The sequence below is a fragment of the Amycolatopsis pittospori genome, assembly GCF_013870525.1.
GTDB lineage: Bacteria > Actinomycetota > Actinomycetes > Mycobacteriales > Pseudonocardiaceae > Amycolatopsis > Amycolatopsis pittospori.
This window is the reverse complement of record NZ_JACBXD010000030.1, coordinates 66,627-85,239: the sequence shown is the minus strand read 5'-3', so window position 1 is coordinate 85,239 and position 18,613 is coordinate 66,627. Positions and strand designations below refer to the sequence as shown.

The 18,613-nt window shown below is 68.6% G+C and carries 14 protein-coding genes; 9 read left to right on the top strand and 5 right to left on the bottom strand.

All coding sequences use genetic code 11. The annotated features are described in order from the left end of the window. Positions 1-162: 162 nt before the first annotated feature. Positions 163-576: a DUF5318 domain-containing protein gene (locus H5J31_RS18980; RefSeq protein ID WP_181773930.1), complete on the bottom strand. Its 414-nt coding sequence runs from the start codon at positions 574-576 to the stop codon at positions 163-165. 246 nt (positions 577-822) lie between these two features. Between H5J31_RS18980 and H5J31_RS18975 the strand changes: the two genes are divergently transcribed. Both H5J31_RS18975 and H5J31_RS18970 read left to right on the top strand, forming a co-directional pair. Continuing rightward, positions 823-1,368, top strand: a complete 546-nt coding sequence (locus H5J31_RS18975) for a PadR family transcriptional regulator (protein ID WP_005168208.1) — start codon at positions 823-825, stop codon at positions 1,366-1,368. Between the two features lie 62 nt (positions 1,369-1,430). Further along, entirely contained in the window at positions 1,431-2,513 is a 1,083-nt protein-coding gene (locus H5J31_RS18970; protein ID WP_181773929.1) for an inositol-3-phosphate synthase, read from the top strand. A gap of 89 nt (positions 2,514-2,602) precedes the next feature. Here the strand turns inward: H5J31_RS18970 and H5J31_RS18965 are convergent, their stop codons facing one another. Continuing rightward, complete coding sequence (locus H5J31_RS18965) at positions 2,603-3,244, bottom strand: HAD family hydrolase (protein ID WP_181773928.1); 642 nt, start codon at positions 3,242-3,244, stop codon at positions 2,603-2,605. A gap of 284 nt (positions 3,245-3,528) precedes the next feature. On the opposite strand from H5J31_RS18965, the gene H5J31_RS18960 reads away from it, so the two are divergent. The 7 genes from H5J31_RS18960 to H5J31_RS18930 all read left to right on the top strand — a co-directional run bounded on the left by H5J31_RS18960 (position 3,529) and on the right by H5J31_RS18930 (position 14,226). Continuing rightward, positions 3,529-4,746 (top strand): MFS transporter, encoded by a 1,218-nt coding sequence (locus H5J31_RS18960; RefSeq protein WP_181773927.1) that lies wholly within the window; start codon positions 3,529-3,531, stop codon positions 4,744-4,746. A gap of 97 nt (positions 4,747-4,843) precedes the next feature. Continuing rightward, entirely contained in the window at positions 4,844-6,904 is a 2,061-nt protein-coding gene (locus H5J31_RS18955; RefSeq protein WP_181773926.1) for a PhoX family protein, read from the top strand. A 179-nt stretch (positions 6,905-7,083) separates the two neighbouring features. After that, the gene (locus H5J31_RS18950; RefSeq protein ID WP_181773925.1) at positions 7,084-9,186 is read left to right on the top strand and encodes a PhoX family protein; all 2,103 of its coding nucleotides are present in this window, start codon (positions 7,084-7,086) and stop codon (positions 9,184-9,186) included. Between the two features lie 153 nt (positions 9,187-9,339). Beyond that, positions 9,340-10,956 (top strand): DUF7850 domain-containing protein, encoded by a 1,617-nt coding sequence (locus H5J31_RS18945; RefSeq protein ID WP_181773936.1) that lies wholly within the window; start codon positions 9,340-9,342, stop codon positions 10,954-10,956. 174 nt (positions 10,957-11,130) lie between these two features. Next, positions 11,131-11,748, top strand: a complete 618-nt coding sequence (locus H5J31_RS18940) for a class I SAM-dependent DNA methyltransferase (protein WP_181773924.1) — start codon at positions 11,131-11,133, stop codon at positions 11,746-11,748. A gap of 53 nt (positions 11,749-11,801) precedes the next feature. Next, positions 11,802-13,526 (top strand): hypothetical protein, encoded by a 1,725-nt coding sequence (locus H5J31_RS18935; RefSeq protein ID WP_181773923.1) that lies wholly within the window; start codon positions 11,802-11,804, stop codon positions 13,524-13,526. A 13-nt stretch (positions 13,527-13,539) separates the two neighbouring features. Beyond that, positions 13,540-14,226: an SDR family oxidoreductase gene (locus H5J31_RS18930; RefSeq protein WP_181773922.1), complete on the top strand. Its 687-nt coding sequence runs from the start codon at positions 13,540-13,542 to the stop codon at positions 14,224-14,226. A gap of 533 nt (positions 14,227-14,759) precedes the next feature. On the opposite strand, the gene H5J31_RS18925 is transcribed toward H5J31_RS18930, so the two are convergent. The 3 genes from H5J31_RS18925 to H5J31_RS18915 are packed head-to-tail and all read right to left on the bottom strand — an operon-like array spanning position 14,760 to position 18,505. Beyond that, positions 14,760-16,067 carry an amidohydrolase family protein gene (locus tag H5J31_RS18925; protein ID WP_181773921.1) on the bottom strand — a complete coding sequence of 436 codons (1,308 nt, stop codon included), beginning with the start codon at positions 16,065-16,067 and terminating at the stop codon, positions 14,760-14,762. Between the two features lie 15 nt (positions 16,068-16,082). After that, entirely contained in the window at positions 16,083-16,733 is a 651-nt protein-coding gene (locus tag H5J31_RS18920; RefSeq protein WP_181773920.1) for a response regulator, read from the bottom strand. Then, entirely contained in the window at positions 16,730-18,505 is a 1,776-nt protein-coding gene (locus H5J31_RS18915; RefSeq protein WP_181773919.1) for a sensor histidine kinase, read from the bottom strand. The genes H5J31_RS18920 and H5J31_RS18915 overlap by 4 nt, the downstream gene beginning before the upstream one ends. Between the last annotated feature and the right edge of the window lie 108 nt (positions 18,506-18,613).

Below are 18,613 nucleotides of genomic sequence, written 5' to 3'. Positions count from 1 at the left end.
GGCCAGCCGGGTCCGTCCTCTTCACCCGGCCATTGGGCACGGCGAGGTGCATCAGGCTCCTGGCCGGGCCAGGAGCGGTTGCGATCGTCGTTCACGAATGGGCCTCCCAGACCGGCGCTTCGGGGCACGCCGCTCTGTGCTCAACTGCGTTTTCGATACCTGTCACTGACCCGCCGTCCTTCGTGGCCGGGTCCGTGGCCGGGTGCTTCCTGGATCTCCGGTACCGAGGACGTAGGAGCGCACCAGGTGGTTCCAGTGACAGCTCCGGCAGACCTCGACCTCGTAGACGGTGAACTCCGCGAAGAGCCCGTCCATCCGTATCAGCTCGTCCGGTGTCTTGGCGGACCCGGCGACGTGCTTGAGCTCGTCGCCGTAGACCCACGACACCAGGGTCAGTTCCTCCCGGTGACAGACCGGGCAGTCCTGCTCACCTGGTCGTCCGTGGAATTTGGCGGCCCGCAGGAGGTACGGACCCGCGTCGCAGACGTCGTATGTGCCGACCCGTCCGGAGTGGACGCCCTTGAGCAGCGCGCGCCGCTGTAAGGCGTAGTCCACTACCTGCCGCTGGTTTCGCACGCCAACAGAGTACGGGCTCTTGCTGTGTGGTCCACGCCCCGTTCTCGGCGGGAGGGTGCCCGCGCATCCGGACACGCCGACGATTCGATAACTCTCCGATGAATTTCGTCCGGTTCCGGCTACGCGATCGGGGTTAGTTACACCACTTCGATGTATCGGCGCGATATAGTCGGCCGGTAGGTTGACCGAGCCGGTCTCGTTGGCCAACGCGACCGGTCGCGGTTTGTTCCCGGAAGGGGGTGCGGTGTGCTGGAGCTCGCGATCTTGGGGCTGCTGCACGAAACCCCCATGCACGGTTACGTGCTGCGCAAACGTTTGCACGAGACGCTTGGGATGTTCCGGACGTTCTCGTACGGCTCGCTGTACCCGACGTTGCGTCGGCTGCTTCGCGCCGGTTACCTCGTCGAGGAGCTCGAAGAGGTGGAAGACCGGGCGTGGGCACGCCGGGGCAAACGCGTGTACAAGCTCACCGCCGAGGGCAAGGAGCGCTTCGCCGAACTACTCGGCGACGCCGGCCCGCAGACGTGGGACGACGAAGGCTTCGGCGTCCACTTGGCGTTCTTTTCGAGGACACCGGCCGACGTCAGGATGCGAATCCTGGAAGGTCGCCGTCGTCGGGTCGAGGAACGCCGGGAAGGACTTCGGACGGCAATGGCGCGGGCCGAGGAGAAGATCGACCGCTACACCCGTGAGCTGCACCGGCTCGGGCTGGAGTCCAGTGAGCGGGAGGTGCGCTGGCTCAACGAGCTGATCGCGCACGAACAGGCCGAGCAGCGCGGACCGGAGACCTGAGGCGCTCTCCGTGCCCGCTGAGCACTACCTACAACTGTTGGACGAATGAAGGAGAAACCGGCATGGGCGAGAACCGCCGCGTTCGGGTGGCCATCGTGGGCGTCGGCAACTGTGCGGCCTCGTTGGTCCAGGGCGTTCAGTACTACCGCGACGCAGATCCCAGCACCCGCGTGCCCGGTTTGATGCACGTCGTGTTCGGCGAGTACCACGTCCGCGACATCGAGTTCGTCGCCGCGTTCGACGTGGACGCCAAGAAGGTCGACCGCGACCTGTCCGAGGCGATCTTCGCCAGCGAGAACAACACCATCAAGATCGCCGACGTGCCGCCGCTGGGCGTCACCGTGCAGCGCGGTCACACCTACGACGGTCTCGGCCGCTTCTACCGCGAGACCATCGAAGAGTCCGACGCGGCTCCGGTCGACGTCGTCGCCGCCCTCCGCGAGGCCGAGGTCGACGTGCTCGTCTCCTACCTGCCGGTGGGCTCCGAAGAGGCCGACAAGTTCTACGCGCAGGCGTGCATCGACGCCGGTGTGGCGTTCGTCAACGCGCTGCCGGTGTTCATCGCCTCCGACCCCGAGTGGGCCGAGAAGTTCCGCGCGGCGGGCGTCCCGATCGTCGGCGACGACATCAAGTCCCAGGTCGGCGCCACCATCACGCACCGCGTGCTGGCGAAGCTGTTCGAAGACCGGGGTGTCCAGCTCGACCGGACCATGCAGCTCAACGTGGGCGGGAACATGGACTTCCTGAACATGAAGGAGCTCGAGCGGCTCGAGTCGAAGAAGATCTCGAAGACCCAGTCGGTCACTTCGCAGGTCGACCGCGAGCTCGGCAAGGGCAACGTCCACATCGGACCGTCGGACTACGTGCAGTGGCTCGACGACCGCAAGTGGGCCTACGTCCGGCTCGAAGGCCGCGCCTTCGGCGACGTGCCGCTGAACCTGGAGTACAAACTCGAGGTGTGGGACTCGCCGAACTCGGCGGGCATCATCATCGACGCCGTCCGCGCCGCGAAGATCGCGAAGGACCGCGGCATCGGCGGCCCGATCCTCTCGGCTTCGTCCTACTTCATGAAGTCGCCGCCGGAGCAGTACGACGACTCCACCGCGCGCGACGAGGTCGAAAAGTTCATCGCCGGCGAGGCGTGAACCCCTGCCCCTAGCGCGCTATGAACGGCCCGTTACTTGCAAATTTTGCAAGTAACGGGCCGTTCATTGCATCGGTGAGGTAGCGCGGGTCAGTCCTTCGGCGTCTGAAGTGCCGCCGGCAGATCCGTGATCGTCTCCACCACCGTCGTCTGCGCCAGCACCGCCGGATCCGGCGGGAAATGCGGATTCGGCACCGCGTACACCGTCATCCCCGCGGCCAGCGCCGCGCGAAGGCCGTTCGTCGTGTCCTCGACGGCCGCGCAGTTCTTCGGTTCCGCGCCCAGCAGCTCCGCCGCCCGCAAGTAGACGTCGGGCGCCGGCTTTCCGGCGCCGACCTGCTCCGACGAAACCGCCGTCGGCACCGGTAGCCGGGTGATGTCCAGGAACGCCTTGATCAGCAGCGGCGGCGAGGAGCTCGCGATCGCCACCGGCCAGTGCTTCGCGACCTCGCGGACGACGTCCGGGCCGCCGGGGATGATCGGCGGTTTCGCCGCGTACCGGCGTGCCATCCGGTCGATCACCACCTCCGCGACGTCGGCCGGGCGCAGCCGGACGCCGAGGTCGTGCGCCAGGTAGGCCGCCCATTCCGGGGTGCTCATCCCCTGCATCGCCCTGGTCGCCTCAGCGCGCCAGGTGCCGTGGAACTCGTCGACGACCGCGCGCCGGACCTCGTCCCACATCGTTTCCGAGTCGACCAGGACACCATCGAGATCGAAGATCACCGCTTCCACAGCCTCAACCCTAGGCCGGGGCGAGCTGTGCGGCATATTACTTAGCCATGCTCAGTAATTTTAGTTAGCATGGCTAAGTGACCACGAAAGTCGCCGACCTCGCGCATCGGCTCCGCCCGCTGGTCCTCCGGATGCCGACGTCGTCCGCCGTCTCGAACGGCTCGGCCTGGTCAGCCGACGGCCGAACCCCGCCGATCGCGCCGCCATCGAGGCCGCGCTGCCCGCCCTCGCCAAGTCGCTGCGGCAGGAAATTCAGGAAGACAAGAAGGAGGAACTGATCCGCGATGAGCGCTGAGTCCCACTCGAGCCTGTTGGACGCCATCAAAGGACAGCCGAAACAGGTATGGATCACCGCGTTCGCCGCGGTCATCGCGTTCATGGGCATCGGGCTGGTCGATCCGATCCTGCTGTCGATCGCCGAGGGCCTGCACGCGACGCCGTCCGAGGTGACGCTGCTGTTCTCCTCCTATCTCGGCGTCCAGGCGATCGCGATGCTGGTGACCGGAGCGATGAGTGCCCGGTTCGGGGCCAAGCGGACCGTGGTCGTCGGGCTGACGCTGGTCGTCGTCGCCACCGCGCTGTGCGCCGCGTCCGGATCGATCGAGCAGCTCATCGGGCTGCGCGCGATCTGGGGCCTGGGCAACGCCTTCTTCATCGCGACCGCGCTTTCGGTCATCGTCGGCGCCGCGACCGGCGGCCAGGCGGGCGCGATCCTGCTCTACGAGGCCGCGCTCGGCGTCGGTCTCGCGGTCGGCCCGCTGCTCGGCGCCCTGCTGGGCAGCATCTCCTGGCGCGGCCCTTTCCTCGGCACTTCGCTGCTGATGCTGTGCGGCCTGGTGCTGTGCTCGATCTTCCTGACCGCCGACGCCAAGGAACAGCGGCCGAAGATCCGCCTGCTCGACCCGTTCCGCGCGCTCAAGCACGGCGGGCTGCTGCGCACCTCGATCGGTTCCGCGCTCTACACGGCCGCGTTCTTCGTGGTCCTGGCCTGGTCGCCGTTCGTACTGGAGTGGAGCGCCGTCGCCGTCGGCCTGATCTTCTGCGGCTGGGGACTTTCGGTCGCCGTCGCGGGGGTGGTGCTGGCGCCCAAACTCGCCGCGAAGCTCGGTGAACGGCACGCGACCGTCGTCGCCGTCTTCGGCTACGCCGTCCTGCTGCTGATCATGGCGATCCCGAGCAAGCCGGTCCTGGTCGTCGGCATCATCCTGTCGGGGCTGGTCTCCGGTCTGCTGAACACGCTCTTCACCGGGACGGCGATGTCGATCAGCGGCGCCCCACGTCCGGTCGCGAGCGCCGGGTACAACTTCTGCCGCTGGCTCGGCGGCGCGGTCGCCGCGACCCTCGTCGGTCACCTGGCCGAGTGGTTCGGCGCCGAGCAGGCGCCGTTCGTGATCGCCGCGATCCTGTGCGTGCTCGCCGGAGCCCTGCTGACGATTCGCGAAAAGACCGCCGACCCGCACACGATTCCGGCCGAAGCGGTCCTCGTCGGCGAAGAGATGTAATTCGAACAAAAGGTGAACACCGGACCAACGAGGGGTTTCCTCTCGTTGGTCCGGTGCCTTAGCGTCGACCTCCCGAACTGCCTGACCGGAGGTCCGCGTGAAGTTCCTTCCGTTGCTGGCCGGCCACTCACCAAGCCGGGCGTCAGTGACCTGTACCTATCGCTGTGGTGACGCGTGCTTCCACGACGCGCCGAACACTTCGGACAACCCCACCTTCGCCGAGGTGCTCGGCGCGGTGAGCCGCCGTGGCGCGTTGAAGGCGAGCGCCGTCGTCGCGCTGGCCGCCGGTGCGCCGCTCGCCCTCGCCGCGCCCGCCTCCGCCGCGCCGGACGTCGAACCGGCGGACAGGGGACGGCCGAAGCCCCCACCCGGTACCGACTACAAGCGAGTCCAGCCGAACACTCTCGACGCCGTCGTCGTCCCCGAGGGCTACCAGCAGGGCATCGTCATCCGCTGGGGTGACGCGGTGCTGCCGGGTGCGCCGGAGTTCGACTTCGACAACCAGACCGCCGCGGCGCAGGCGAAGCAGTTCGGCTACAACTGCGACTTCGCCGCCCTTCTGCCGCTCGACCGCTGGGGACTTTCGTCGCTGCTGGTGACGAACCACGAATACACGTCGGAAGAGTTCATGTTCCGCGGGTACGACCGGGACAATCCGACGGCGGAGCAGGTCAAGATCGCCTGGGCGGCCCACGGGCTGACCGTCGTGCAGGTGTCGCGCGGACGCGACACCGGGCACCTGCGGCCGAAGATGTCGCGCTACAACCGGCGCATCACGCTGCACACCCCGTTCAAGGTGACCGGTCCGGCGGCGGGCAGCGACCTGCTCAAGACCGCCGCCGACCCCACCGGCACGGTCGTCCTGGGCACGATGAACAACTGCGCCGGCGGCGTCACGCCGTGGGGCACGATCCTGTCCGGTGAGGAGAACATCAACCAGTACTTCGGGAACGCGGACACGGTGACCGATCCGGTGGCGCGCAAACGGCTCGCGCGCTACGGCATCAACGGCACCGCGACCACCCGGAAATGGGAGCGGTTCGACGCGCGCTGGGACATCGCCCGGGAGGCGAACGAGGCCAACCGCTTCGGCTGGGTGATCGAGCTGGACCCGAACGATCCGGACAGCACCCCGGTCAAGCACACGCATCTGGGCCGGTTCAAGCACGAGACGGCGAACATCCGCATCGCCAAGGACGGCCGCGTGGTCGCCTACTCCGGAGACGACGAGCGGTTCGAGTACATCTACAAGTTCATCTCGAAGGGCCGCGTGAAGCCGGGCGACAGCGCCCATGCCCGGCGGCACAACATGACCCTGCTCGACGACGGCACGCTCTACGTCGGCCGGTTCACCGGCGACAGCCCGGTCGCCGAGATCGACGGCACCGGGAAACTGCCCAGTGACGGCGAATTCGACGGAAGCGGCGAGTGGATCCCGCTGGCGTCGGGCAAGAAGTCCTTTGTGGACGGAATGACCGCCGAAGAGGTCTACGTGTTCACACGTGAGGCGGCCGACCGGGTGGGCGCGACCAAGATGGACCGCCCGGAGGACATCCAGGCCCATCCGCGCACCGGCCGGATCTACTGCGCGCTGAGCAACAACGTCGATCGTGGCAAGCCGGGCAAGGAGGGCGCCACCGAGCCCAACCCGCGGCTGAACAACAAACACGGTCAGGTGCTGGAGTTCGAGGAACGCCGAGGGGACGCGCTCGCGCTGACCTTCAGCTGGCGGCTGTTCCTGGTGTGCGGTGATCCGGCCTCGCCGGACACCTATTTCGCCGGATTCCCCAAGGACCAGGTCTCGCCGATCTCCAGCCCGGACAACGTGGCCTTCGACAAACACGGCAACCTCTGGATCTCCACCGACTCCGCGGGTGCGCTCGGCATCAACGACGGCCTGTACTCGGTGCCGCTGGAGGGGCGTAACCGAGGCGAGCTGAAGCTGTTCCTCACCGTGCCCCGGGGTGCGGAGACCTGTGGGCCGATCGTCGAAGAGAAGATCGTCACAGTCTGTGTTCAGCATCCGGGTGAAGTGGACGGGGCGAACGCCGACAAACCGGCCTCCCATTGGCCCGACGGCGGCGAAAACCAGCCCCGGCCTTCGGTGGTGGCCGTCTGGAAACCCGGCCGTCACGGGTTGGCCGACATCGGTTCCTAGTCGGTAAACAGCGTTCTAGCAGTACGTTTCGTCGATGGCGCGCGGCCGGTCCCGGCAGCGCGCCATCGCTCGTTCGCGCGTTGTTCATCTGCTGGTCGGGATGGGATCGCTTTGGTCGCTTAACGTCACGGCGTTCCCCTGACTGGATTACGTGAACCCACCGCGAACATGGAGGCCTTGTGTCCTTCGAGCCTCAGCGGCTCCTGCCGTTGATCACCTCCCACCCCGGTGGCCGCTCCGCGGTCACCTGTGAGTACCGCTGCGGCAACGCGTGCGCCCACCCCGAGCCCAACACCTCGGACAACGAGTACTTCGGCGACGTGGTCAAGAACGTGCTCTCCCGGCGCGGCGCGCTGAAGGCCAGTGCCGTGATGGCCGCCGCGGCCGGTGGGTTCGCCGCCCTGTCCGGTACCGCTGCCGCGGCCGAGCCCGCCGACGTCGCCGCCGCGGGTCACGGGAAGCCCGGCCGCCCCGGACGTCCGGTGCCCGGCACCGACTTCGAAGCGGTGCCGCCGAACAAGGTCGACGCGGTCTCCATCCCCGAGGGCTACGAACAGCGTGTCGTCATCCGCTGGGGCGACGCCGTCGAATTCGGCGCCCCGAAGTTCGACTTCGCCAAGCAGACCGCGGCCGCGCAGGCGAAGCAGTTCGGCTACAACTGCGACTTCGTCGGCCTGATCCCGCAGGACCCGCTGGGCATCCGCAACCTGCTGGTGGTGAACCACGAGTACACCACCGAGGTCCACATGTTCCCGGCCGACCAGTACGACCCGGCGAACCCGACCGAGGAGCAGGCCAAGATCGCCTGGGCCGCCCACGGTCTCTCGGTGGTCCAGACGTTCCGCGACCCGATCGGCGGCGCGCTGCACGTCACGCCGAGCCGGTACAACCGCCGCATCACGCTGAACACCGCCTTCGAGGTGCGTGGACCGGCCGCCGGTTCGAAGTACCTCAAGACATCCGCGGATCCGAGCGGCCGCAAGGTCTTCGGCACGCAGAACAACTGCGCCGGCGGCGTGACCCCTTGGGGCACCGTGCTTTCCGGTGAGGAGAACGTCAACCAGTACTTCGCCAACGCGGCGAGCGTCACCGAGCCGGCCGCTGCCGCGCGGTTGAAGCGCTACGGTTTCTCCGGCGCCGCCAGCACCCGTAAATGGGAGCGGTTCGACAAGCGCTGGGACCTCGCGCAGGAACCCAACGAGGCCAACCGGTTCGGCTGGGTCGTCGAGATCGACCCGAACGATCCGAACTCGACGCCGGTCAAGCACACCGCGCTCGGCCGGTTCAAGCACGAGGCCGCGAACATCAAGATCACCAAGGACGGCCGCGTCGCCGTCTACTCCGGTGACGACGAGCGCTTCGAGTACATCTACAAGTTCGTCTCCAAGGGCAAGTACAAGCCGGGCAAGAGCTCGCACGCGCGTCGCCACAACTCGGCGCTGCTCGACGACGGCACCCTGTACGTCGCCCGCTTCACCGGCGACAGCCCGGCCGGTGAGATCGACGGCTCCGGCAAGCTCCCCGCGGACGGTGAATTCGACGGCGTCGGCGAGTGGATCCCGTTGGCCGCCGGCAATAAGTCCTTTGTGGACGGATTCACCGCCGAAGAGGTCTATGTGTTCACCCGGGAGGCCGCGGACAAGGTCCAGCCGACCAAGATGGACCGCCCCGAGGACATCGAGCCGAACCCGGTCAACGGCCGGATCTACGCCGCCCTGACCAACAACAGCCAGCGTGGCCCCGCCGGCAAGGCGAACGTCGACGAGGCGAACCCGCGGCCTAACAACCGCAACGGTCACGTCCTGGAGTGGGAGGAGAACGGCGGGGACGCCGCGTCGACGAAGTTCTCCTGGCGGCTCCTGCTGGTCTGCGGTGACCCGAAGACGGCGGACACCTACTTCGGCGGCTTCCCGAAGGACCAGGTCAGCCCGATCTCGTGCCCGGACAACGTCGCGTTCGACCGGCACGGGAACCTGTGGATCTCCACCGACGGCAACGCGCTCGGCTCCCACGACGGCCTGTTCTCGGTGCCGGTCGACGGTCCGGAACGCGGACACGTCAAGCAGTTCCTGTCGGTCCCGGTCGGCGCGGAATGCTGCGGCCCGGTGGTGACCGACCACCTGGTGCTCGTCGCCGTGCAGCACCCGGGTGAGGACGCGGCCAGCTCCGCGAACCCGACATCGCACTGGCCCGACGGCGGCACCTCGCAGCCGCGGCCGTCGATCGTGTCGGTGTGGAAGAAGGGCCGCTGGGGCCAGGTCGGCCGCATCGGCATCAAGTAGGGGGGGTGGGGCGCCGCCGCCGTGGGAAGACGGCGGCGGCGCCTCGATCACTCTCGGTTCTGCCTGATCGGGGCGATCGTCGACACGGTTCAGCGATTACGGAACGCTCGGCGCCTAACTAGCTTCAGCCCTGTGAAAACGGCACTGGTGTTGATGACGGCAGGCGCGCTGGCGCTCGGTGCGGGCATCGTTCCCGCGTACGCGCAGGCGCCGGTCGTCCCGTCCGGCTGCACCGGCGGCGCCGCGCCGAACCCCAGCGTGGAGAAGGGCAGCCCGCCCGACGGCTACACGTTCAATCCGGCCGCCCCGGTGCCGCCTGGGACGCCGAACAGCAAGCGGCCCAAGCTGTCCACGGCCGGCGGGTATCAGCAGGACGGCGGCAAATATGCCCTGATCGCGACGCCCGACAAGATGGTCAGCACCGCCTACGCGCCGATGAAGTTCGTGCCCGGCGGCGTCTACACGCTGACGGACTGGACCGGCACGAACGACGAGAATCTTCGGCGCTCGGACGCCGTCCAGGAGACGGGACTGCGTTTCTACAACGCGTCGAACAAGGTCGTCCTGGAGAACAAGCTCAAGGTCGCGCACGCCGTCGAGACCGACGGGAAACTGGGGCGCCAGGATTTCCCGCCGTCGACCGCGCCGGCGTCGGCGACCTCGGTGAAGTTCTTCGCCGCCACCGACCGCAACTGGGTCATGTGGGACTGCGTCCACCTGCAGGTCGCCTCGTTCGCGGTGAAGGCGGAGGTGCGGGATCCCGCGAGCGGCGCTTGGGGAGCCACGGCCACGATCGAGGCGGGTACCACGGCGAACTTCAGGTACACGGTGACCAACGACGGCACCGCGAACCTCACCGACATCAAGGTCGACGACCCGTATTGCGACGTGAAGCCCGCGCCGATCGCGAGCCTCGACGGCGGCAAGTCCGCGACGCTCACCTGCGACCACAAGAACGTCACCGAGGCGGACAACGGGCGCGTCGGCACGGTGACCGTCTCCAACGGCAAACTGCCGAAGAAGACCGCCACCACGACCCTCAAGGTCACCCCGCCGCCCGCCATCGACGAGATCGGCGAGTTCGTCTGGAACGACGTCGACCGGAACGGCCTCCAGGACGCGGGTGAGGCGGGCATCGCGGGCGTGAAGGTGACACTGAAGGACGCGTCGGGCACGGCCGTGGGCACGCTCACCACGGACGCCGGCGGCAAGTACCGCTTCGCCAAGCTGAAAGACGGCATCTACCAGGTCTGCTTCGATATCAGCGCCCTCCCGCCCGAGTACGCGGGCTACGGCTACACGAAGAAGGACGCTGGCGACGACGCGAAGGATTCGGACGTCGACCCGGCGAACGGCTGCACCGCGACCACCGCGGTCGGCCCCAAGAAGCGCCAGGACCTGACGCTCGCCGCGGGCCTCGTCGCGCCGATGAGCAAGCTGGGCGACTTCGTCTGGCTGGACAAGGACAAGGACGGCCTGCAGAGCCGCGACGAACTCGGCGTCCCGGACGTGAAGGTGACTTTGAAGGACGCTTCCGCGGCAGTCGTCGGCTCGACGGTGACCGGCCCGGACGGCCGGTACGTCTTCGACCAGCGCTGGGGCTCGTACCAGGTCTGCTTCGACATCGGCGCCCGTCAGCTGACCCGGTCGGGCGCGGCGCAGTACAACGGCACGGATTCGGCGGCGGACCCGGCGACCGGCTGCACGCCGGTGACCAACCTGGGCGCGCCGGAGGACCTGACCAGGGACGCCGGGCTGATCGAGCCGTAGCGACGGGCCGGTGTGCCGTCCGCCCGATCACGCGAGCCGTCCGCCCGATCACGCGTGCCGTCCGCCCGATCACGCGTGCCGTCCGTCTGATCACGCCTGACGTCCGTCCGATCACGCGAGCCGTCCGTCCCGGCTCCACGAACTTGTCGGTGGGTGCCGCTAGCGTCGCCCACCGTGACCACTCACCTCGACGCCACCCGAGAGTCCTACGACACCGTCGCCGAGGACTACGCGACGCGGGTCGGCCGGCTCTTCGGCCAGGAGCCGATCGGCCGCTCGATGCTGGCCGCGTTCGCCGAGCTGGTGCGCGGCTCCGTCCTTGACGTCGGTTGCGGGCCGGGACACGTCACCGCGCACCTGGCCTCGCTCGGGCTGTCGGTCTCGGGTGTCGACTTGTCGCCCAAGATGATCGAGATCGCCCGCCATCAGTACCCTGACCTGCGATTCGACGTCGGTTCGATGACCGCGCTCGACCTTCCGGACGGTGCTCTGGGCGGCCTCGTCGCCTGGTGGTCGATCTTCCACCTGCCCCCGGCCGAACTTCCGGCGGTGTTCGCGGAGTTCCGCCGGACCCTCGTGCCCGGCGGGCATCTGCTGGTCGGATTCCACGTCGGTGACGAGCGCCTCAGCCCGGACAGGGCGTACGGCCACCCGGTCTCCTATGACGCCTACCTGCTGCAACCAGATGCCGTCGCCGACCTGCTCGGCCGGGCGGGTTTCGAGGTCGCCGCACGGCTGACCATGGAAGGGAGGAAGTGGCCGCAGGCCTGCCTGCTCGCCAAGGCCGTTTGACTCGCGGGGCGCGTACCTGATCTCCTGCGCACGCAACCGAATCGGGCGGGGTCATGGCGCAGAGAAGTACGACCGCGGGCGAGAGCACACCCGTGTGGCCTTCGCGTGCCTGGTTCGTGCGGCCGTCCACGTGGACGTGGTTCGGGTTCGGCCTGGTCCTGATGGTCTACGCCGACCTCGCGTGGCGTCGCCGTTGGATGAGCGACGACGGCCTGATCGTGCTGCGGACGGTCCGCCAGATCCTCGCGGGCAACGGTCCGGTGTTCAACATCGGCGAACGGGTCGAGACCAACACCAGTCCCTTGTGGACAGGAATCCTGAGCGTCCTGGGGCTGATCCCCGGAGTGCCGCTGGAAGGGATCTCCGTGGTCACGGGGCTGGTCTTCTCGGTCGCCGGGTTGTTCTTCGGTCTGGACGGCGCCCGGCGGCTCTACCAGCCGATGGCGTTCCATGGCCTCGCGCCCGCCGGAGCGCTGGTGGTCTGCGCGCTGCCGCCGTTCCGCGACTTCGCGACGTCCGGTCTGGAGACCGGTCTGATCACCTTGTGGCTGGGCGGCACGTGGTGGCTTCTCGTCCGGCGTACGTCCACAATGGACGATCTGCGGACCTGGCCGGTCGCGGTGGTCGCCGGGCTGGGACCGTTGGTGCGCCCGGATCTCGCGATCTTCAGCGGAGTCGCCTTGCTCGCGTTGCTCGTGCTCCTTCGGCCGGGACGACGTCGAGCCCTGAGGCTGCTGGCCGTCGCGGCCGTACTCCCCTTGGCGTATCAGGTGTTCCGGATGGGCTATTACGGCCTGTTGACTCCGAACACCGCCCTGGTCAAGGAAGCTTCGGAGGCGGACTGGGGCCGAGGCTGGACGTACTTCGTCGACCTCGTCCAGCCGTACTGGCTGTGGCTCCCGTTGCTGATACTCGCCGCCGCGGCCGTCACCTTCAAGTCCACTGTGGACAAAACCTTCGCCGTGCTCACCGCGGTTCCCCTCGTCGGCGCGGTCCTTCTCTCGCTGTACGTGATCCGTGTGGGCGGGGATTTCATGCACGGCCGCATGCTGCTCCCGGCGCTATTCTGCCTGCTACTGCCCGTTCTGGCGCTGCCCGTGACGAGGGTGACCACGGCGCTTCTGCTGGCCGTCGGTATCTGGGCGTTCGTGGCCGCCGGGTCGCTGCGGCCGCCGTACTCCGCCTCCCCGCGCGCCGTCGGCATCACCGACGAGCGGTCGTTCTGGTCGCGGTCGACCGGCCATGAACATCCGATCCTGGCCGAGGATTACGCCGACTACCCGTCGATGCCCGCCACGCTGGACGCCATCCGCGGTGTGGAGGGCCCGGCGGTGCTGGTCCAGGACTACGCGACCAGGCGCTGGTACGCCTACCCGACGGACCGGCCGTATGTGACCGTCGCGGCGGACAGCATGGGCGCCCTCGGCCTGCTGATCCCGCTCGACATGCGGCTGCGTGACGGCTACGGTCTCGCGAACCCGTACGCCGCGCATTCGACGTCGCTCCCCAACGGCCGGACAGGGCACCAGAAGTGGCTTCCGCCGGTCTGGGAACTGGCGAATTCGGCGCGGCTGCCGATCGCCGCGGGCGGTCCGGTCAAACCCGAGGACGTCGCCGCCGCGCGGCTCGCGCTCAGCTGTCCGGAGATCATGGCGATCGACGTGTCGGTGCGGGATCCGCTGACCGCGGGACGGTTCGCGGACAACCTCATCGGGTCGTTCACGCGGGGTTCCGTGCGCTTCCCGCGAGTGGCGACGGTGCCGGTCGTCTGCGGGTGACTAGCGTGGCGGTATGGCTGATCTTCCCCTCGCTCTCGTCACCGGTGCCACCCGTGGCATCGGCGCCGCCGTCGCCCACGCGCTCGCTCCGACCCACCGGCTGCTGCTCGGCGGCCGGGACGCCGCCGCGCTCGGAGAACTCGCCGGCACACTGCCCGGGGCGCGGGCGTGGCCGGTCGACCTGACCGACGTCGAGGCGCTCGAAGCCGCGACCGCCGAGTTCGGCGAGCTGGACGTGCTGGTGCACTCGGCCGGGGTCGCGCGGCTCGGCACCGTCGAAACCGCGACCGACGCCGACTGGCGGGCGAACTTCGAGGTCAACGTGCTCGCCGTCGTCACGCTGACCCGGCAGCTGCTGCCCGCGCTACGGGCCGCGAAGGGTCATGTCGTCGTGATCAACTCCGGCGCCGGTCAGAGCGCGAGGCCGGGCTGGGGCCCGTACGCGGCGAGCAAGTTCGCGGTCCGCGCGTTCGCCGACGCGCTGCGCGAGGAAGAGTCGACGCTCCGGGTGACGTCGATCTACCCCGGGCGCACGGACACCGAGATGCAGCAGGCGATCATCGCCGACGAAGGCCGCCCGTACGAGCCGGAACGCTTCCTGCGCCCCGAATCCGTCGCCAACGCTGTCCTCGCCGCCGTTTCGGCCACCGGTGACGCGCACCCGACCGAAGTGACCCTTCGCCCGCGCGGCCTCGTCTAGCCGCGCCTCGGGCGGGGTGTCCCCAATGCCTCATTGGAGACGCTGAGCGTTCTATCGACGGGTAAGGCAAAGGTGGCGTGGTCGGCGCCGGTCGTTGCGTCCGGCCGCGCGGCGGGTGTTGCGAAAGCCACTTTCGCAACGTTGAAGGTTGTGAAAGTGGCTTTCGCAACACCCGAAGTGCGCCGCGCCCGCGAGATCCGTCTCTGAGCACGCGAGAGCGCCGCCCACGCCACCACGTCGCCCGAACCAAGACACGGTTGACTTACCCCTCGCTAACGCGGCGTTCGCTCCACCGCCCAGCCGTTCCGCGCGCTCCACCGCCCAGCTCCCCCATGCCCCAACGCGGCATTGGTGGCACTCAACGTCCCCAATGCCACTTTGGGAGCACTCAGCCCCCCGGAGTTGTCCACAGCCCCACCCCGTTGTGGACAACTCAGCCCTGACCAGCCCTTTTACCCCGATCCCGCCAGGGAGACCCGATAGACTGGCCTCGGGGCCGCCCCCTGGGACGGGTGGGGGGCTGGGTAGGTGAGTTAAGAGCGCAGCCGTGCCGAGGTTTCGGCGACTTCGGCCTGCACCTTGGCGCGGTCGACGCGCAGGGATTCACCGTCGCCGACGACCTGGTCGCCTGCCACCCACACGTCGCGGACGCGGCGTGAGCCGGCGGCCCATACGAGGTTCGAGAGCAGTTGCTCGTCGGGGACGTCGATGCCGGCGGCGAAGGCCGGGTCGTCGAGGTCGACGTGCACCATGTCGGCCCATCGGCCGGTTTCGAGCACGCCGATGTCGGTGCGGCCCAGTGCGTCGGCGCCGCCGCGGGTGCCGAGCAGGAACGCGTCGGCGGCGGTCAGCACGGTCGATTCGCCGGTCGCGAGCCGCGCGAACATCGCCGAGAGCTGCAGTTCTTCCCACAGGTCGATGTCGTCGTTCGACGCCGGGCCGTCCGTGCCGAGGCCGACGGCGACGCCTGCCTTCCGGAGGTCCGTCACCCGCGCGATGCCCGAAGCGAGTTTCGCGTTCGAGCCCGGGCAGTGCGCCATGCCGACGCCTCGGGCGGCGAACAGCGCGATGTCCTCGTCGGACAGGTGGATGGCGTGCGCGGCCAGCGTCCGGCCCCGCAGCATCCCGACCTTCTCCAGCAGCGCGGGCACCGAGCCGTGCTCCTCGCGCTGTTTGACGTCTTCGAGTGCCGCTTCGGCCACGTGGATCTGCACCAGCGCGCCCCGTTCGGCCGCCGATTCCGCGGTCGCGCGCAGCGCCTCTTCGTTCAGCATGTACGCCGAGTGCGGCCCGTAGCCGACCTCGATCCGCTCGCCGGGGCCGAACCGCAGGCCGTCGGTGTCGATCCAGCGTTCGACGCTCTTCAGCATCGCGCGCCAGTCCATTCCCGGCAGTTCCATGATCGGCGGGCCGAGGATCACCCGGCCGCCGGTGGTGAGCACCGCGTCGGCGAGCTGCTCGCCTTCGAAGTACATCTCCGCGCTGGTCGTGACACCGTGACGCAGCATCTCGACCGAACCCAGCAGCATGCCGGTCCGGATGTCGGCGGGCTTCAGCTTCGCCTCGGTGGGCCAGATGATCTCGCTCAGCCAGCGCAGCAGCGGCAGGTCGCCGCCCATGCCGCGCAGCAGCGTCATCGGGCTGTGCGCGTGCGCGTTGACCAGGCCGGGCAGGAGGATTCCGCTCAACCGGGTCACGGGAGCGGACGTTTCGGGCGCCTGGGAGGCGGGCCCGACATGGGCGATACGCCCCGCTTCGTCAACGTCGACGACGGCGTCACGCAGCAGCGAGCAAGCGGGGTCGGCGGGGAGTACGACAGGAGCGTGGAAACGGCGTTGCATGAAGGGAGCTTACTTTCAGTCCACGACGCCGCTTCGCCATGCCCAAGCCGCGATCTCCACCCGGTTCCGCGCACCGATCTTGCCCTGCACGGACGCCAGATGCGTCTTCACCGTCGACAGCGACAGGAACAGCTCGGTGCCGATCTCGGTGTTCGTCAGCCCCTTCGCGGCCGCCTTCACCACGTCCATCTCGCGCGCGGTCAGCGGCTCCGAAGGCGGGCTGACGTCGCGTTTCACGGTCCCGCCGTCGAAATGCTTCAGCAGCCGGACGGTGATCTGCGGCGAGACCAGCGCGTCGCCGCGCGCGGCCGCGCGCACCGCTTCGATCAGCAACGCGGGCCCGGCGTCCTTCAGCAGGAATCCGCTCGCGCCGTTCCGCAGCGCGGTGTGCACGTACTCGTCCAGGTCGAACGTCGTGACCACCACCACCTTCAGCGGATCGACGACGTCCGGGCCGGCCAGCTGTTTGGTGACCTCGAGCCCGTCGATCCCGGGCATGCGGATGTCCAGCAGGCAGACGTCCGGCCGCAGTTCGCGCGCCTTCGCGACCGCCGAGACGCCGTCCGGCACGTCGGAGACCACCTCGATGTCGTCCTGCGCGTCCAGGATCATCCGGAAGCCGATCCGCACCATGTCCTGGTCGTCGGCGATCAGTACCCGGATCACTCTTCTCCTTCAAGTGGTAGCCAAGCCTCGACACGCCATCCGCCGCCCGGCGCGCGTCCGGCGGAAAGCCGGCCGTGCAGCAGGGCGACGCGTTCGCGCATGCCGATCAGACCGTAGCCGCCCGACCCGCCGGCCGGACGGCGCTCCTGCCCTCGTCCGTCGTCGGTCACCTGGATGTGCAGTTCCTGGCCGGAGACCTCGGCGATGACCAGGGCTTCCTTCGCGTTGGCCGCGTGCTTGCCGACGTTCGTCAGCGATTCCTGCACCAGCCGCAACGCCGACCGCCCGACCTCGTGCGGCACGTTCGACGGCAGTTCGAGCTTCATCGACGTCTTCACGCCGTGGTTCGACCGTTCGATCAGTGTCCGGAGGTCCGCCGCGAGATCGGTGGTGGCCTGCTCGCTGAACTCGCTGCTGCCCGCGGGGGCGTCCCCGCGCATACTCCGCACGAGCCGCCGCATGGCCGCGAGCGCCTCCACCCCGGCGTCCTCGATCCGGCCCATCGCCTCGACCGCGACCTGCGGGTTCTTCTCGCCCATCATCTTCGCCGCCTGTGCCTGCACGACGATCCCGGTCACGTGGTGGGCGACGACGTCGTGCAGTTCCCGCGCGAGGGCCATCCGCTCCGACGTCTGCGCGTCGGAGATCGCCGACTGGATGACCTGCGTGCGCTCCGAATCCCGGGATCGCAGCATCAGCCCGATCGCCACCGAGATGCCGAGCAGCAGCAGCGCCGCGACCACGAGCGTGGCGATCATGTCCGGTTGGGTCATCAGGGTGGGGCCCGGCCGGACGGCGTTGATCACCGAGGCCACCGCCACCACCCCGGCGAGCCCGGCGATCCGCGGCGCCGAACGGCTCAGCCCGGCCGAACGGACCAGCGCGATGACCGCGCCCATCCCCGCGACCACCTGCGTGCCGGGCACACCGCCCGGCATCGCGTAGTCGTACCTGAGCCGGAGGAACGGCGTCACCAACGCCGAAAGCAGGATGACCGCGGCGAGCCCGATCATCGCGTCACCGGGACGGCGCGGGGCGGCGACCGCGATCACCGCGGCGATGATCGAGCAGATCAGCACGGGGAAGCCGCGCGCCGAGCTCTCGTAGGTGAAGCCGAACTCCAAGAGCAGTGTCAGGCTGAGCAGGCCGATGAGCGGCCATTGGCCCATCACCAGTTTGTTGACCTTCTGCAGCCGGTCGTAGCGGCGTGGATTCGAATCCCGGTCACGGCCGGGGATCGCGAAGGCCAGCGTGGTGACGAGCAGGACGCTGCCGAACAACATCGCCTGCGCCATGGTGCTGTTCGAGTTGGAGCCGTAGTAGTACCGGCCGGACACCGCGACCAGGGTCGCGATCACCAGACCGCTGATCACCGCGAACGCGACACCCGCCTTGGCCCGGCGCGCGGCGTAGAACAGGATCTCCACCCCGGCCACCACCTCGGTGATGGACAGGTGCGCGAGCACGCTCGAATAGGTCGGGACGTCGTAGTACTGGATGAACAGCGTGTAGGACACCAGTACGACCGAGGCGGCCACGGCGGCGACCGCGGCCCTTCGCTGCGCCCAGAGCGCGCAGAACACCATCGCGAAGATGCCCGGGAACAGCAGAAGATCGATGCCCTTGCGGCCGGCCTGGTCGAACGAGGCGTCCGTGATGAAGAACAGGTCGAAGACGAGCGCCGCCAACAGCACGACCGTGGGCATGCCGAGACGGCGCACGAGCGAACCCGCGCGTGCGTAGAGGTTGTTCTGGGGTGGACCTGCTGTCACACCGTGACGGTAGAGGATCCATGGCCGTCCGCACCTTGGCCGGACGGCTCGACCACCCTCGGCCGATCGGCCGATGCGGGCGTGATCAGCACTGGCCGTCTGCCTGAA

What these genes read in the sequence shown, in the direction of transcription:
- H5J31_RS18970 (WP_181773929.1), top strand. Translation starts at nt 1,431, where the DNA reads ATGGGCGAGAACCGCCGCGTTCGGGTGGCCATCGTGGGCGTCGGCAAC.
- H5J31_RS18960 (WP_181773927.1), top strand. Translation starts at nt 3,529, where the DNA reads ATGAGCGCTGAGTCCCACTCGAGCCTGTTGGACGCCATCAAAGGACAG.
- H5J31_RS18945 (WP_181773936.1), top strand. Translation starts at nt 9,340, where the DNA reads ATGACGGCAGGCGCGCTGGCGCTCGGTGCGGGCATCGTTCCCGCGTAC.
- H5J31_RS18935 (WP_181773923.1), top strand. Translation starts at nt 11,802, where the DNA reads ATGGCGCAGAGAAGTACGACCGCGGGCGAGAGCACACCCGTGTGGCCT.
- H5J31_RS18930 (WP_181773922.1), top strand. Translation starts at nt 13,540, where the DNA reads ATGGCTGATCTTCCCCTCGCTCTCGTCACCGGTGCCACCCGTGGCATC.
- H5J31_RS18925 (WP_181773921.1), bottom strand. Translation starts at nt 16,067, where the DNA reads ATGCAACGCCGTTTCCACGCTCCTGTCGTACTCCCCGCCGACCCCGCT.